At 67.7% G+C, this 13597-nt stretch carries 17 protein-coding genes; 1 reads left to right on the top strand and 16 read right to left on the bottom strand.

The window, feature by feature from the left end; all coding sequences use genetic code 11:
• Nucleotides 1-562 (bottom strand): lytic murein transglycosylase (locus tag AC6RA4_RS16020; protein WP_500162009.1); only part of this gene is annotated, 562 nt, incomplete at its 3' end.
• 177 nt (nucleotides 563-739) lie between these two features.
• Here AC6RA4_RS16020 and AC6RA4_RS16015 point away from each other — a divergent pair.
• Nucleotides 740-1108: a hypothetical protein gene (locus AC6RA4_RS16015; RefSeq protein WP_500162007.1), complete on the top strand. Its 369-nt coding sequence runs from the start codon at nucleotides 740-742 to the stop codon at nucleotides 1106-1108.
• Between the two features lie 7 nt (nucleotides 1109-1115).
• Here the strand turns inward: AC6RA4_RS16015 and AC6RA4_RS16010 are convergent, their stop codons facing one another.
• The 15 genes from AC6RA4_RS16010 to AC6RA4_RS15940 all read right to left on the bottom strand — a co-directional run.
• Nucleotides 1116-2102: a glutathione S-transferase family protein gene (locus AC6RA4_RS16010; protein WP_500162005.1), complete on the bottom strand. Its 987-nt coding sequence runs from the start codon at nucleotides 2100-2102 to the stop codon at nucleotides 1116-1118.
• Between the two features lie 133 nt (nucleotides 2103-2235).
• Entirely contained in the window at nucleotides 2236-2640 is a 405-nt protein-coding gene (locus AC6RA4_RS16005) for a c-type cytochrome (protein WP_500162003.1), read from the bottom strand.
• A 153-nt stretch (nucleotides 2641-2793) separates the two neighbouring features.
• Nucleotides 2794-3030, bottom strand: a complete 237-nt coding sequence (locus AC6RA4_RS16000; protein WP_500162001.1) for a GlsB/YeaQ/YmgE family stress response membrane protein — start codon at nucleotides 3028-3030, stop codon at nucleotides 2794-2796.
• Between the two features lie 5 nt (nucleotides 3031-3035).
• A complete protein-coding gene (locus tag AC6RA4_RS15995) occupies nucleotides 3036-3278 on the bottom strand; it encodes a hypothetical protein (RefSeq protein WP_500161999.1) in 243 nt (80 codons plus the stop codon).
• A complete protein-coding gene (gene fmt / locus AC6RA4_RS15990) occupies nucleotides 3278-4192 on the bottom strand; it encodes a methionyl-tRNA formyltransferase (RefSeq protein ID WP_500161997.1) in 915 nt (304 codons plus the stop codon). Before fmt ends, AC6RA4_RS15995 begins: the two co-directional genes overlap by 1 nt.
• 65 nt (nucleotides 4193-4257) lie before the next feature.
• Nucleotides 4258-5223, bottom strand: a complete 966-nt coding sequence (locus AC6RA4_RS15985) for an ABC transporter permease (RefSeq protein ID WP_500161995.1) — start codon at nucleotides 5221-5223, stop codon at nucleotides 4258-4260.
• Nucleotides 5223-6317, bottom strand: a complete 1095-nt coding sequence (locus AC6RA4_RS15980; RefSeq protein WP_500161992.1) for an ABC transporter permease — start codon at nucleotides 6315-6317, stop codon at nucleotides 5223-5225. Before AC6RA4_RS15980 ends, AC6RA4_RS15985 begins: the two co-directional genes overlap by 1 nt.
• Before the next feature lie 107 nt (nucleotides 6318-6424).
• A complete protein-coding gene (locus AC6RA4_RS15975; protein ID WP_500161990.1) occupies nucleotides 6425-8023 on the bottom strand; it encodes an ABC transporter ATP-binding protein in 1599 nt (532 codons plus the stop codon).
• A 130-nt stretch (nucleotides 8024-8153) separates the two neighbouring features.
• Nucleotides 8154-9158 (bottom strand): BMP family lipoprotein, encoded by a 1005-nt coding sequence (locus AC6RA4_RS15970; protein WP_500161988.1) that lies wholly within the window; start codon nucleotides 9156-9158, stop codon nucleotides 8154-8156.
• 150 nt (nucleotides 9159-9308) lie between these two features.
• On the bottom strand, nucleotides 9309-9728 hold the full coding sequence (locus tag AC6RA4_RS15965; RefSeq protein ID WP_500161986.1) for a GNAT family N-acetyltransferase: 420 nt from the start codon (nucleotides 9726-9728) through the stop codon (nucleotides 9309-9311).
• Entirely contained in the window at nucleotides 9725-10348 is a 624-nt protein-coding gene (gene tsaB / locus AC6RA4_RS15960) for a tRNA (adenosine(37)-N6)-threonylcarbamoyltransferase complex dimerization subunit type 1 TsaB (RefSeq protein WP_500161984.1), read from the bottom strand. Before tsaB ends, AC6RA4_RS15965 begins: the two co-directional genes overlap by 4 nt.
• A 58-nt stretch (nucleotides 10349-10406) precedes the next feature.
• The gene (locus tag AC6RA4_RS15955) at nucleotides 10407-10967 is read right to left on the bottom strand and encodes a NifU family protein (protein WP_500161982.1); all 561 of its coding nucleotides are present in this window, start codon (nucleotides 10965-10967) and stop codon (nucleotides 10407-10409) included.
• 382 nt (nucleotides 10968-11349) lie between these two features.
• Nucleotides 11350-11805 carry a universal stress protein gene (locus AC6RA4_RS15950; RefSeq protein ID WP_500161979.1) on the bottom strand — a complete coding sequence of 152 codons (456 nt, stop codon included), beginning with the start codon at nucleotides 11803-11805 and terminating at the stop codon, nucleotides 11350-11352.
• 79 nt (nucleotides 11806-11884) lie between these two features.
• Nucleotides 11885-12748, bottom strand: a complete 864-nt coding sequence (locus AC6RA4_RS15945; protein WP_500161977.1) for a branched-chain amino acid aminotransferase — start codon at nucleotides 12746-12748, stop codon at nucleotides 11885-11887.
• Between the two features lie 99 nt (nucleotides 12749-12847).
• A partial coding sequence (locus AC6RA4_RS15940) for a helix-hairpin-helix domain-containing protein (protein WP_500161975.1) occupies nucleotides 12848-13597 on the bottom strand: 750 nt, incomplete at its 5' end.

Raw genomic sequence — 13597 nt, 5'->3', positions numbered from 1 at the left:
GCAGCATCTGCACCATGCCGATCTCGCCCGCCCAGGCACCGGTGGTGCGGGCGGGATCGAAATCGCCGCGCTTGTAGAGCTCCAGCGCGGCAAAGATCTGCGGCCGGAAGATCTCTGGCCGGCGGCAGTCATGCGCCAGCGTCACCAGCGCGTTCAGCGTGTTGAAGTCGCCCTGGAAGGCGCCGTAATCGGTCTCGAAGGCCCAGAATGCCAGAAGCACGCCGCGCGAGATGCCGTAGTCGCGCTCGATCCGGTCGAAGACCTCGTCCCAGCGCTGCGCCAGCTTGCGGCCCCGGTCGAGCCGGTCCTGGCTGATGAGCTTGCGCGAGAACTCGATGAACGGGGTCTGGAAGATGCCCTGCGCCCGGTCGCGGCGCAGCACGCTGCTGTCCTGCCGCACGCCGGAAAGGAAGCGGTCGGTCACCTGCGCATCGTGGCCCATGGCGATGGCCTCCTCGCGCAGGCCAGCCTTGAAGGCCGAGAAGTCGCGGCCGCAGGGCACCTCCTGCGCCAGACTCGCGCCGGGAAGTGACAGGGCGATGAGAATTGAGAGCGCGCGCATGTGAACCTCGTTTCCGCGTTTGGCGGCACAGTATCAGGCCCGCTTCGCCGCGCAAGAAGCGCGATCCCGCCGATGTTTGCCTTTCGTTCACATTCCTTACGGCTTCGTTAAACATTTCTTTAGAAGTGAGGAGGACAAAGGCGTCATCGCTTGGGGCGACTGCCATCGGAGGCGCGCATGAAGGTGCTCATCGTCGAAAGCCGGACGGAACTTGGCGGGCTTTGGTCACGCCATCTCGAAAGGCTTGGCGCCAGGGTCGAGACCGCCGCAACCGAGGAGGAGGCGACCGAACGGCTGCTGCGAGCGCCGTTCGATGTCATCGTTCTGGATCTCGTGCTCGAGGAGGGCAGCGCGCTCGCCGTGGCGGACTTCGCCAGTTACCGGCGACCCGGGGCGAAGGTGATCTTCGTCACCAACACCTCGTTCTTTTCGGACGGCTCGATCTTCCAGCTGTGCAGCAACGCCTGCGCCTACCTGCCCAGCGCGACCCCGCCCGCAGATCTGGCCGCCATGGTCGAGCATTTCGGCCAGCCCGAGCCGCACTGAGGCCGGATCAGGCTGCTTTGAGCGCCTCGCGCCCGTGCGGCGCCGTCAGGTCGAGATCGGGTCCCACCGGCACGATCCGGTTCGGATTGATCATGTCGTGGCTGTAATAGTAGTGCCGCTTGATGTGGTCAAAGTGCACGGTGTCGGCAACGCCCGGCCATTGGTAAAGCTCGCGCGTGTAGGCCCAGAGGTTGGGATAGTCGACGATCCGGGCCTTGTTGCACTTGAAGTGGCAGTTATAGACCTGATCAAAGCGGATCAGCGTGGTGAAGAGCCGCCAGTCGGCTTCGGTGATCCGGTCGCCCATCAGGTAGCGGCCTTTCGAGAGCCGTTCCTCGATCCAGTCGAGGCTCTCGAAGAGCGGGCCGACCGCGTCGTCATAGGCGCTTTGCGAGGTGGCGAAGCCGGCTTTGTAGACGCCGTTGTTCACCGTGTCGTAGATCCGCGCGTTGACCGGCTCGATCGCCTCGCGCAGCTCTTCGGGCCAGTAGTCGTCACGGTTGCCGGTAAGGCCGTCGAAGGCCTCGTTGAACATGCGGATGATTTCGGCGCTTTCGTTCGAGACGATGGTCTCGCGCTCCTTGTCCCACAGCACCGGCACGGTGACGCGGCCGGAGATGTCGGGCTGCGCCTTGGTGTAGAGGTCGCGCAGGAAGGGCAGATCGTAAAGCCGGTCTCCCGTGGCACCGGGAAAATCGGTCTTGAAGGTCCAGCCGTCCGACAGCATTTCGGGATGCACCACGCTGACCCCGATCAGGTCTTCGAGTCCCTTGAGGGCACGGAACACCAGCGCGCGATGCGCCCAGGGGCAGGCATAGCTGACATAGAGGTGGTAACGCCCCGGCTCGGCATTGAAGCCGCCCTCGCCGGACGGGCCGGCACTGCCATCGGCGGTGATCCAGTTGCGAAACGCTGTCTCGCTGCGTTGAAATTTGCCGCTGTCGTCGTTGTAGTCCCAGCGGTCCTGCCATTCGCCGTCAACCAGCAAACCCATCGGCTCTCTCCTCTTCGGTTAGAGCAGAACCTAGGGTTTCGACGCGCGCAAGCAATTCCGGGGACGCGCGCAGGATCCTTGCGCAGCCGCACAGCCCGGGGCGGAACCGGTGCTCCGCCCCGGGCCAAGGCGGTTACTGCTGGATCGACTCGAGGTAGTAGGCGATCGACAGGATGCGCCCGCGGGCCAGCGCCTCGGCGCCGCCCATCATGCCGCTTTCCCCCATCAGGCGCGACTTGAAGACCGTGCCCCAGATCGGCATCGGATCGCCATGCGCACGCAGCATGGTGCGGCCGTCGATCACGTGGATCACGTCGAGCATGGGGAACTTGCCGTCATTGTTGGCCGAAAGATGCGTCAGGTCCGGCACCTCGACGGTCAGAAGCTCGGCCAGGGGCCCCTGCCCCATGCCGCTCTCGCCGTGGCAGCCGGCGCAGCCCTCGATGAAGTCCTGCTTTCCCATGTCATCGGCCAGCCCCGCCCCAGCGCTCAGCGCGAGGGCCGCGAGCGCGGCCAGCGTGGTCTTCAGACGTGTCATGTCGTGTCTCCTCTTCATCGGTGATGACCCTCCCTCACGTCGCGCGGTCATATGCGCGTAGTGACATATCAACGAAGCGCCGGTTTACGCGGCGCCACCTTGATCTGCCTCATGGACAGCGACGGGAGCGGAAGAGAAGAGACGGGACCGCGCTCAGCGGCGGTTGTAGACCTGCCAGAGCCAGAGCAGCAGCATGGCGCCCAGCACCGCGCCGACCAGCCCGGCCAGCGCACCGGTCATGGCGATCAGCATGCGCAGCACCAGCCCGCCGATCACCGCCCCGGCGATGCCGATGGCGACGGTCTCGACCACGCCGAGATTGACCTTCATGAAACGCGTGGCAAGGAATCCCGCCGCCGCACCGATGATGATGAGCCAGACGACCGACATGGGCCTTACCTCCGTCTGCGCCAGTGGAACGGCACGATGATCAGCGCCCCGATCGACGAGGCGATGGCGTTGAGCCCCGGCGAGCCGAAGCCGATGCCGAACATCAGCCGGATGAAATACGCAAGGAACGCGCCGCCGATACAGATGATGATGCTGGCCAGAATGCCGTTGCGGGTGAAGCCGCTGCGCTCGGAGGCGTAGCCGACGATGCCCGCGATCACCACCGTGCCGATCAGCGTGGGAAACATCAGCCCGCCCCCAGTTGCGCGCCCTGCGGGATCGCCATGCCGCGCAGGAAGGTCTCGGCATCCTGCGCCCCCTTGCCGGCGCGCTGCGCGCGGGTGATCTGCACGGCGCCCTCGCCGCAGGCGATGGTGAAGCCGTCATCGAGCGCCGTGCCCGGTGCGCCCTGCCCTTCGGCCACGCGCGCGCCCAAGAGCTTGATGCGGTGCTCGCCGAGCATGGTCCAGGCGCCGGGGAACGGCGCCAGCCCGCGGATCTGGCGCGAGATCTCGTCGGCCGGGCGCGACCAGTCGACCGCCGCCTCGGCCTTGTCGATCTTCTGCGCGTAGGTGACGCCCTCCTCGGGCTGCACCTCAGGCGTCAGCGCGTCCAGCCGCGACAGCGCCTCCACGATCAGCCGCGCGCCCATGGCGCTGAGCCGGTCATGCAGTTCGCCGGTGGTCTCTTCCACGCCGATCGCGGTGGCCTCGCGCAGGAGCACCGGCCCGGTGTCGAGCCCGGCCTCCATCTGCATGATGCAGATACCGGTTTCCGCATCGCCCGACAGGATTGCCCGGTGGATCGGCGCGGCCCCGCGCCAGCGCGGCAGCAGCGAGGCGTGGATGTTGAGGCAGCCCTTCGCGGGCGCATCAAGAATGGCCTGCGGCAGGATCAGCCCGTAGGCCACCACCACCGCGATATCGGCCTTGAGCGCGGCCAAGCGCGCCTGCTCCTCGGCAGATTTCAGGCTCACCGGGTGGCGCACCTCGAGCCCCAGCGCCTCGGCGCGGGCGTGCACCGGTGTGGGCCGGTCCTTCTTGCCCCGCCCGGCGGGGCGCGGCGGCTGGCAATAGACCGCGGCGATCTCGTGCCCGTCCCCGACCAGCGCGTCGAGCACCGGCACCGAGAACTCCGGCGTTCCCATGAAGATCACCCGCATTGGCCTGCTCCTTGCTCAGCTCACTCCCCTCCGAGATAGTCGCTCGGAGGGGCGGAGGCCAGTGCTCAGCGCTCCTTGAGATAGGGCTCGCCGCTGGCGCGCGGCGGGATCGCCTTGCCGACGAAGCCCGCGAGGATGATCACCGTGAGGATATAGGGCAGCGCGTCCATCACCTGCACCGGGATCACGATGCCGCCGAGGTCGATATTCTGGTAGCGCAGCGCCACCGCCTGCAGCAGGCCGAAGAGCAGGCAGGCATAGAGCGCGTACCACGGCCGCCACTTGGCGAAGATCAGAGCCGCGAGCGCGATGTAGCCGCGCCCCGCGGTCATCTCGCGCACGAAGCCCGCCTGCAGGCCGGTGGCGAGATAGGCCCCGGCCAGGCCGCAGAGCAGACCGCAGATGGCGATGGCGGCATAGCGCAGCCCAATCACCGAGACGCCGGCGGTGTCGACCGCCTCGGGCGCCTCGCCCACCGCGCGCAGGCGCAGGCCGAAGCGGGTGCGGTAGAGGATGAACCACGACAGCGGCACCATCAGGAAGGCGACATAGACGAGGATCGAATGCCCCGAGATCAGCTCGGCATAGATCGGCCCGATCACCGGCACGCCCGAGAGCGCCTCGGCAAAGGGCAGCGTGATCGGGGTGAAGCGCCCGCCGCCAATCAGCGAGGGGGTGCGGCCGCCCTGCCCGAACCAGCTCTGCGCGATCAGCACCGTGAGACCGGAGGCGAGGAAGTTGATCGCCACGCCCGAGATCAGCTGGTTGCCGCGGAAGGTGATCGAGGCGAGCCCGTGGATGGCGCTCATCAGCGTGGCCGAGACGATCCCGGCGAGCAGGCCAAGCCAGACCGAGCCGGTCACCGCGGCGACGGCGGCGGAGGCGAAGGCGGCGGCGAGCATCTTGCCCTCGAGGCCGATATCGACGACGCCCGAGCGCTCGGAGAACAGCCCCGCGAGACAGGCGAAAAGCAGCGGCGTGGCGAGTCGCACGGTGGAATCGAGCACCTGCAGAAGGGTTGCGAAATCCATCAGCCGTTCCTCCGCCGGGTCGCCAGGAAGATGCGTTCGAGCGGCATCCGCACCATGTTGTCGAGCGCCCCAGTGAACAGGATCACCAGCGCCTGGATCACGGTGATGAGCTCGCGCGGGATGTTGGTCCAGAGCGCCAGCTCGGCGCCGCCCTGGTAGAGGAAGCCGAAAAGCAGCGCCGCGAGGAAGATCCCCACCGGGTGCGAGCGGCCCATCAGCGCCACCGCGATGCCGATGAAGCCGGCGCCCTCGGTCGCGTTCATCACCAGCCGCTCGGCCTCGCCCATGGTGGTGTTGAGCGCCATCATGCCGGCCAGGCCGCCCGAGATCAGCATCGCCACGATGGTGATGCGCACCGGCGAGATGCCGGCATAGCGCGCCGCGCTCTCGGAATGGCCGAAGGCGCGGATCTCATAGCCGAGCTTGGTGCGCCACATCAGGAACCAGAAGGCGACGCAGGCCAGCACCGCGAGGAAGAAGGTCACGTTGGCCGGTGAGCCGCGGAACAGCGGGTTCTCGGCGGTGGCGAAGATGTCCTGGAAGGTTGGCAGTTGCGTTGCCTCGGGGAACTTGGCGGTGGCCGGATCCATGGCTCCTTGCGGGCGCAGCACGTTGACCAGCACGTAGTTCAGCACCGCCGAGGCGATGAAGTTGAACATGATCGTGGTGATGACGATATGGCTGCCGCGCCTGGCCTGCAAATAGGCCGGGATCAGCGCCCAGAGCGCCCCGAAGGCGGCGGCGGCGAGCGTCGCCACCAGCAGCGCGATGCTCCAGTGCGGGAACGGGATGAACAGGCAGACCAGCGCCACGCCGAGCCCGCCGATCATCGCCTGCCCCTCGCCGCCGATGTTGAACATCTTGGCGTGGAAAGCCACCGCAACGCAAAGCCCGGTGAAGATGAAATTGGTGGTGTAATAGAGCGTGTAGCCCCAGCCGGAGCTGCGCATCAGAGCGCCGTCGACCATCAGCTTGAACGCGTCGACCGGGTTCTCGCCGATGGCGAGGATCACCAGCGCCGAGAGCGCGGCGGCGAGCAGGATCGAGATCAGGGGCACGAGCACCGCATCGGCCCAGGCGGGCATCTTATCCATTCGGGGCCTCTTGGTTCATTGGCGCGCCCTGCGGGCGCGGGTGCCTCCGGCGGGAGTATTTGGGACGTAAAGAAGCAGCGGGCGCTTCAAGGGGGGCGGCGAGGCGGTCAGTCATGCTGTTCGGCCTCCCGGGCTTCCTTCTCGTGAAGCGAGGCGTCGACCGCCTCGATCAGCGGCTTGTCGGGCCGCTCCGTGACGCCGGCCATCAGCAGGCCGAGCTCGGTCTGGTCGGTCTCCGAGGGCAGGCGCTCGCCCATGATCTGACCGTCGAACATCACCGCGATGCGGTCGCTCAACGACAGGATCTCGTCGAGCTCGACCGAGACCAGCAGGATCGCCTTGCCCTTGTCGCGCAGGCGCACGATTTCCTGGTGGATGAACTCGATGGCGCCGATGTCGACGCCACGGGTCGGCTGGCCAATCAGCAGGATGTCGGGGTCGCGCTCGATCTCGCGCGCCAGCACGATCTTCTGCTGGTTGCCGCCGGAGAAGTTCCTGGCGGCAAGCTGCGGGTTCGGCGGGCGCACGTCGTAGCGGGTCATCTTGTCCTGCGCCTCCTCGCGGATCAGCGCGTTGTTCATCAGCATGCCCGACTGGTAGCGCGGGTCGCGATGGTAGCCGAAGACGATGTTCTCCCACGCGGTATAGGGCATGATCAGCCCCTCGGTCTGCCGGTCCTCGGGCACATGGGCGATGCCGCGGGCGCGGCGCGACTGGCCGTCAGACTTGGCGCCGGTCAGGTCGATCTCGTCGCCATTGACCAGCACCCGCCCGGTGGCGTCGGCATAGCCGCCCAGCACCTCGAGCAGCTCGGACTGGCCGTTGCCGGCGACGCCTGCGATGCCGAGGATCTCGCCGGCGCGGACCTCGAGCGAGACGCCCTTGAGGCGTTCGACCCCGTGGCTGTCCACATGGCGCAGGTTTTCGACCTGCAGCACCGGCGCGCCGACCTGGGCCGGGGCCTTGTCGACCCGCAGCAGCACCTTGCGGCCCACCATCAGCTCGGCCAGCTCCTCGGGCGAGGTCTCCGCGGTCTTGACCGTGGCGGTCATCTCGCCGCGGCGCATCACCGAGACGGTGTCGGTGATCTCCATGATCTCGCGCAGCTTGTGGGTGATCAGGATGATCGTCTTGCCTTCGGCCCGGAGGTTGTCGAGGATGCGGAACAGGTGATCGGCCTCGGCGGGCGTGAGCACGCCCGTGGGCTCGTCGAGGATCAGGATGTCGGCCTGCCTGTAGAGCGCCTTGAGGATCTCGACCCGCTGCTGGTGCCCGACGCTGAGGTTTTCGATCAGCTGCTCGGGGTCGACCGAGAGCTCGTATTCCTCCGAGAGCTGGCGCAGCACGCCGCGGGCGCGGGCCAGCGAGGCGTTGAGCATCGGCCCGTCCTCGGCGCCGAGGATGACGTTCTCGAGCACGGTGAAATTCTGCACCAGCTTGAAATGCTGGAAGACCATGCCGATGCCGGCGGAGATCGCCGCCTGGCTGTCGGTGATCTCGGTGCGCTGGCCGTTGATGAAGATCTCGCCGGCATCGGCCTTGTAGAAGCCGTAGAGGATCGACATCAGGGTCGATTTCCCGGCGCCGTTCTCGCCGATGATGCCGTGGATCGTGCCCGGCATGACGCGGATCGAGATGTCCTTGTTGGCCTGGACGGGGCCGAAGGCCTTGGAGATGCCTTTCAGCTCGATGGCGGGGGCGGTCATGGCAAATTCCCGGGTCGTATCTGGAAACGCGGCTCCTCCGCCCGTGCGGGCGTCATCGCGCGGACGCCTGCATGGGGGGTGGAGCCGGCCCTGTCTGGGGAGCGGGCCGAATTCACCGGCCCGCCGGAACTCAGAAGTTCAGCACGGGGCAGCTGTCGTCGGAGGAGTAGTCATGCACGGCGATCTCGCCCGCGATGATCTGCTCGCGCGCCGCATCGACCGCCGCCTTCATCTCCTCGGAGACCAGTGCCTCGTTGTTCTCGTCGAGCGCGTAGCCGACGCCGTTCTCGGCCAGCCCCAGCACCATCACGCCGGTCTCGAGATCGGCGCCTGCCGTCATCGATTCCTGCACCGCCACGTCGACGCGCTTGAGCATCGAGGTTAGCACCTTGCCCGGGTGCAGGTGGTTCTGGTTGCTGTCCACGCCGACCGACAGGATGCCCTCGTCGGCGGCGGTCTGCAGCACGCCGAGACCGGTGCCACCGGCGGCGGCATAGATCACGTCGGCGCCCTGGCTGATCTGCGCCTTTGCAAGCTCCGAGCCCTTCACCGGGTCGTTCCAGGCCGCCGGCGTGGTGCCGGTCATGTTGGCGATCACCGTGGCGTCGGGGTTCGCCGCCTTCACGCCCTGGGCGTAGCCGCAGGCGAACTTGCGGATCAGCGGCACGTCCATGCCGCCCACGAAGCCCACGGTGCCACTCTCGGAGGCCATCGCCGCCATCATGCCGACGAGATACGAGCCCTCGTGCTCGGAGAACAGGATCGAGAGCACGTTCGGGTGCTCCTCGGGGTTCACGAAGCCGTCGATGGTGACGAACTTGGTGTCCGGGTAATCCGCCGCCACCGAGGCGATCGGGGTCGACATGGAGAAGCCGGTGGTGACCACCGGGTTGAAGCCGGCCTCGGCGAAGCGGCGCAGGGCCTGCTCGCGCTGCGCTTCGGACTGCAGCTCGATATCGCGATAGGCGCCGCCGGTCGCGGCGGCATAGGCCTCGGCACCGTTATACGCGGCTTCGTTGAAGCTCTTGTCGAATTTCCCGCCAAGGTCGTAGACCAGCGCCGGATCGGCCAGCGCGGCACCTGCGGTCAGCGCCAGCGCGGCGCTTGCGCCGAGGAATTTGGTCATCAGGGTCATATGTTGCTCCCAGGTGGTGGTGGCGGCGCGGGCTTGCGCGCAGCTCTTATGCCAGATCCGTGCAGATCATGGTTGATTTAAGGCTTTGAGAAGCAACAGGGTCAACCGGATTCTGCATCCGTTGACGCGGCGATTTCCGCCCTGCGGGCGCTAACCTCGGGTCAGCGCCTTCGTCATGAGCAGCGCGTCGTCGCGGCTGCCGTCGGCGCGCCGGTAATAGCCCTTGCGCCGGCCGCTCTCGACATAGCCGCAGGCCGCGTAAAGCCCCCGCGCCGGGGCATTTTCCGCCGCCACTTCAAGGAAGACCGAGACCGCACCGCGGGCCTTGGCGTCGGCCTCGAAAGCGCCGAGAACCGCGCGCCCCCGGCCCTGCCGCTGGCCCTCCGGGTCGCTGGCAAGCGCCAGGATCTCGGCCTCGTCGACAATCACCCGCCCGAGCACGAAGGCACCCTCGGCCTCGGCCAGCAGGGCGGAGGGATGAGCGAGCGTCGCGGCGAAATCCGCCTCCGACCACGGCTGCATGTGGCGATAGGCCCGCGCCGTCAGCGCCGCCAGCTCGGCCGGGCTCACGGCAGGATCGCCGGCGGCGCCTCGCGCGAGGGCGCGGCATCGGCGGGGCGCACGTAGACCGGGCTCGGCCTCGGCAGACCCGGGTCGCGGAAGCGCTCGGCGGCCACCCGCGCCACGCCCTCGACAAGGCTTTGCGCCGGCTCCCCGAAGGGCAGCGAGTGACTGAGGACCGGCATCTCGCCGAGCTCGTCGGCTATCGCCTCAGCATCGGCCAAAGACAGCACCGGCCCGGCGCCATCCGCGTCGAAGCGCTGCGCATAGGACATCCGGCGCGAGCCGAACACCGCCGCCGCGACCGGGTGCTTGGCGCCCCAGACCGTTGCCTCCGGTGCCGTCACGCCCACCGCGGGAATACCGAGCGACAGCGCCAGCCCGCGGGCCGTCGCCACAGAGATGCGGATGCCGGTGAAGTTGCCCGGCCCCGTGCACACCCCGAGCGCGTCGAGATCGCCCCAGCCGAGCCCCGCCTCCGCCAGCATCTCCTCGAGCATCGGCACCAACCGCTCGGCCTGCCCGCGCGCCATCTCCTCCTGCCGCAGACACAGTACCTCGTCCCCGCGCAGCAGGCAGGCCGCCACGCAGGCAGAGGAAGTGTCGAAGGCAAGAACGGTATCGGTCATGCAACCTTGCGCCCGGGCGGCTCCGCCCGGGTCTCGGAACCGGTGTCGCGCGCCGCCGTCAGACGGCGACCGGGCGCACCTCGGTCACTTCGGGGATGTAGTGGCGCAGCAGGTTCTCGATGCCCATCTTGAGGGTCAGCGTCGAGGACGGGCAGCCGGCGCAGGCACCCTGCATGTGCAGGTAGACGACGCCGCGCTCGAAGCCGTGGAAGGTGATGTCGCCGCCATCCTGCGCCACCGCCGGGCGCACCCGGCTGTCGAGCAGTTCCTTGATCTGGCCGACGATCTCCTCGTCCTCACCCTCGAAAGCGGCATGGCCCGAGGATCCGCCCTCGCCCGCCATCACCGGCTCGCCGGATTGGAAATGCTCCATGATCGCGCCAAGCACGGCGGGCTTCACGTGATCCCAATCGGCACCGTCGGCCTTGGTCACGGTGACAAAATCGCTTCCCAGGAAGACACCGGTCACACCGGTCACGCCGAACAGGCGCTTGGCCAGCGGCGAGGCCTCGGCGCCGTCGGCGCTCGGGAAATCGGCGGTGCCGGCACCCAGAACAGTCTGGCCGGGCAGAAACTTCAGCGTCGCGGGGTTCGGGGTGGATTCGGTCTGAATGAACATCTCAAGGGTACCTTTCTCCGGGCCCCTCCTATATGCGCCTCTGCCGTCGCAGCGTCAAGGTTTAGAACCATTCTAAGCAACCACGCCCCGGAGCCGCCCGCAAGTGACGCGCCACGCCGCCCGCAGCTCACGCCCCCTGCTTCTCTACGTCGATAAATACTCACATCCCGACACCGACCACGAAGCGCAGCTCTCAAATGGTACCCCGGTGCTCGCCTCAGGGAGCCACGCGGCCTCGTGGCTTCAACACCGACAGATCCACCGCACCCGCCCGGTCCACAGCCCGAAACAAACGCGCGCCCTGCCCACCCACAGTCCGCGCTGCCTGCTTCTCTACGTCCCTAAATACTCACATCCCGACGCCGACCACAGAGCGCAGCGCTCAGGTGATGTCCTCGAGCCGCTCCTTCGAGAGCTCCCCCGGCACGATGGTCACCGGAATCGGCAGGCTGCCCGAGCTGCGGCTGAGCTGGCTCACCAGCGGCCCCGGCCCCTTCTTGCCCGAGGCCGCGCCCAGCACCAGCACGCCGATATCGTCATCGGCACGGACCTGGTCGAGGATCTCGCTGACCACGTCGCCCTCGCGGATCACCAGCTCGGGATCGACATCGTGGCGGTCGCGCATCCACTTGGCGAAGACCTCGTAATGGGCGTGGATGCGCTCCCGCGCCTCCTCGCGCATCAGGTCGCCGACGCCGATCCAGTGGTTGAACTCGTCCGGCGGGATCACCGACAGGATGGTCACGCCTCCCCTGGTCTTCGCCGCGCGCATGGCGGCGAAGCGCATGGCGTTCAGGCATTCGCGGCTGTCATCCAGAATGACGAGAAACTTGCGCATCTTGGCTCTCCCTTCCGGCGATCATGGGGCAGCCCCCCGGCCTTGGCAACGGCGCATCTGCGCGCCGCCCTGCGGCGGATCAGCCGGTGGTCGCGGCCCAGTCCCAGTAGAGCTCGCGCACCCGGCGGGTGACCGGGCCGACCTGATACGAGACATCCTCGAACGCCGTCACCGGGGTGACCTTGTTCATGTTGCCCGACAGGAAGACCTCGTCGGCAGCCTCGAAATCGGCAAAGCTCAGCACTGCCTCATGCACTTCCATGCTGTCGGCGCGCATGTTGGAGATATGCCGGGCCCGGGTGATGCCCGACAGGAAGGTGCCGTTGGCGATCGGGGTAAAGGTGACGCCATCCTTGACCATGAAGACATTGGCGGTGGCGCTCTCGGCGACGTTGCCCATCGCGTCGGCCACCAGCGCGTTGCCGAAGCCGCGGGCATGGACCTCGGCCAGCATCCGGGCATTGTTGGGATAGAGGCAGCCTGCCTTGGCGTTGACCACCGCATCCTCCATCACCGGGCGGCGGAAGCGGGTGCGGCCGAGCGTGGTGTTGGCGGTTTCTGGGGCCATCGGGATCTCTTCGAGGCAGATGGCAAAGCCCGTCTGATCGCCCGAGGGCACGATGGCGGTCTTGTCGCCGCCGATGCCCCAGTACATCGGGCGGATATAGACCGCCGCGCCCTCGGCATAGGCGCCGAGCCCTTCCCAGACGATCTGCACCATCTCCTCGGTGCTGACTGTGGGGCGCAGCATCAGCGCCTCGGCCGAGCGGTTCACCCGGGCGCAATGGGCCCAGAGATCCGGCGCCAGCCCGTTGACGAAGCGCGCCCCGTCGAACACCGTGCTGCCGAGCCACGAGCCGTGATCGGCGGCGCGCATCACCGAGACGTCGCCATCGTGCCAGGTGCCCTGGAAATAGGTCCGGATGTTCTTGCCGACTGCCATGCGCCTGCCCCCTTCAAATTGCGCCGCCAACCTAGGGCCGGGCGCAGGCGAGGTCCAGTGCGCGGCGCAGCAAATCGGGCAGCGCAGGCGCGGGGACGCTCAACCCTTCTCGTGGAAGAAGGCGTAGATTCGCTCCGCCAGCGCCGCGCTGACGCCATCCACCGCCTTGAGATCGGCGAGGTTGGCGCGGCTCACGGCCTTGGCGGAGCCGAAATGCGCCAAGAGCGCGCGCTTGCGCGCCGCGCCCACGCCTGGCACCTCGTCGAGCGGGTTCGCCATCTGGCTCTTGGCGCGCTTCGCGCGGTGGGTGCCGATGGCAAAGCGGTGGGCCTCGTCGCGCAGGCGCTGCACGAAGTAGAGCACCGGATCGTTGTGGCGCAGCGCAAAGGGGCGCTGGCCCACGCGGTGGAACTCTTCCTTGCCGGCATCGCGGTCGATGCCCTTGGCCACGCCCACCATCGGCACGTCCTCGACCCCGAACTCGCGCATGATCTCGGCCACCGCCGAGACCTGCCCGGCGCCGCCGTCAATCAGCAGAAGGTCGGGCCACAGCCCCTTCTCGCGGTCCGGGTCATCCCGCAGCAGACGGGTGAAGCGGCGCGTCAGCACCTCCTTCATCATGCCGAAATCGTCGCCGGGGACGAGCTCTTCGCCCTTGATGTTGTACTTGCGGTACTGGTTCTTCATGAACCCGTCCGGCCCCGCCACGATCATCCCGCCCACGGCGTTGGTGCCCATGATGTGCGAGTTGTCGTAGACCTCGATACGCTGAGGCGGGCCGTCGAGCCCGAAGGCCTCGGCCAGCCCGCGCAGGAGCTTGGCCTGGGTCGCGGTCTCGGCCATGCGCCG

This window comes from Salipiger sp. (assembly GCF_059781815.1).
This window is presented reverse-complemented; position numbering and strand designations above follow the sequence as displayed.

Coding starts and splice junctions, on each gene's coding strand:
- AC6RA4_RS16015 (WP_500162007.1), top strand. CDS start 740: ATGAAGGTGCTCATCGTCGAAAGCCGGACGGAACTTGGCGGGCTTTGG.
- AC6RA4_RS16010 (WP_500162005.1), bottom strand. CDS start 2,102: ATGGGTTTGCTGGTTGACGGCGAATGGCAGGACCGCTGGGACTACAAC.
- AC6RA4_RS16005 (WP_500162003.1), bottom strand. CDS start 2,640: ATGACACGTCTGAAGACCACGCTGGCCGCGCTCGCGGCCCTCGCGCTG.
- AC6RA4_RS16000 (WP_500162001.1), bottom strand. CDS start 3,030: ATGTCGGTCGTCTGGCTCATCATCATCGGTGCGGCGGCGGGATTCCTT.
- AC6RA4_RS15995 (WP_500161999.1), bottom strand. CDS start 3,278: ATGTTTCCCACGCTGATCGGCACGGTGGTGATCGCGGGCATCGTCGGC.
- fmt (WP_500161997.1), bottom strand. CDS start 4,192: ATGCGGGTGATCTTCATGGGAACGCCGGAGTTCTCGGTGCCGGTGCTC.
- AC6RA4_RS15985 (WP_500161995.1), bottom strand. CDS start 5,223: ATGGATTTCGCAACCCTTCTGCAGGTGCTCGATTCCACCGTGCGACTC.
- AC6RA4_RS15980 (WP_500161992.1), bottom strand. CDS start 6,317: ATGGATAAGATGCCCGCCTGGGCCGATGCGGTGCTCGTGCCCCTGATC.
- AC6RA4_RS15975 (WP_500161990.1), bottom strand. CDS start 8,023: ATGACCGCCCCCGCCATCGAGCTGAAAGGCATCTCCAAGGCCTTCGGC.
- AC6RA4_RS15970 (WP_500161988.1), bottom strand. CDS start 9,158: ATGACCCTGATGACCAAATTCCTCGGCGCAAGCGCCGCGCTGGCGCTG.
- tsaB (WP_500161984.1), bottom strand. CDS start 10,348: ATGACCGATACCGTTCTTGCCTTCGACACTTCCTCTGCCTGCGTGGCG.
- AC6RA4_RS15955 (WP_500161982.1), bottom strand. CDS start 10,967: ATGTTCATTCAGACCGAATCCACCCCGAACCCCGCGACGCTGAAGTTT.
- AC6RA4_RS15950 (WP_500161979.1), bottom strand. CDS start 11,805: ATGCGCAAGTTTCTCGTCATTCTGGATGACAGCCGCGAATGCCTGAAC.
- AC6RA4_RS15945 (WP_500161977.1), bottom strand. CDS start 12,748: ATGGCAGTCGGCAAGAACATCCGGACCTATTTCCAGGGCACCTGGCAC.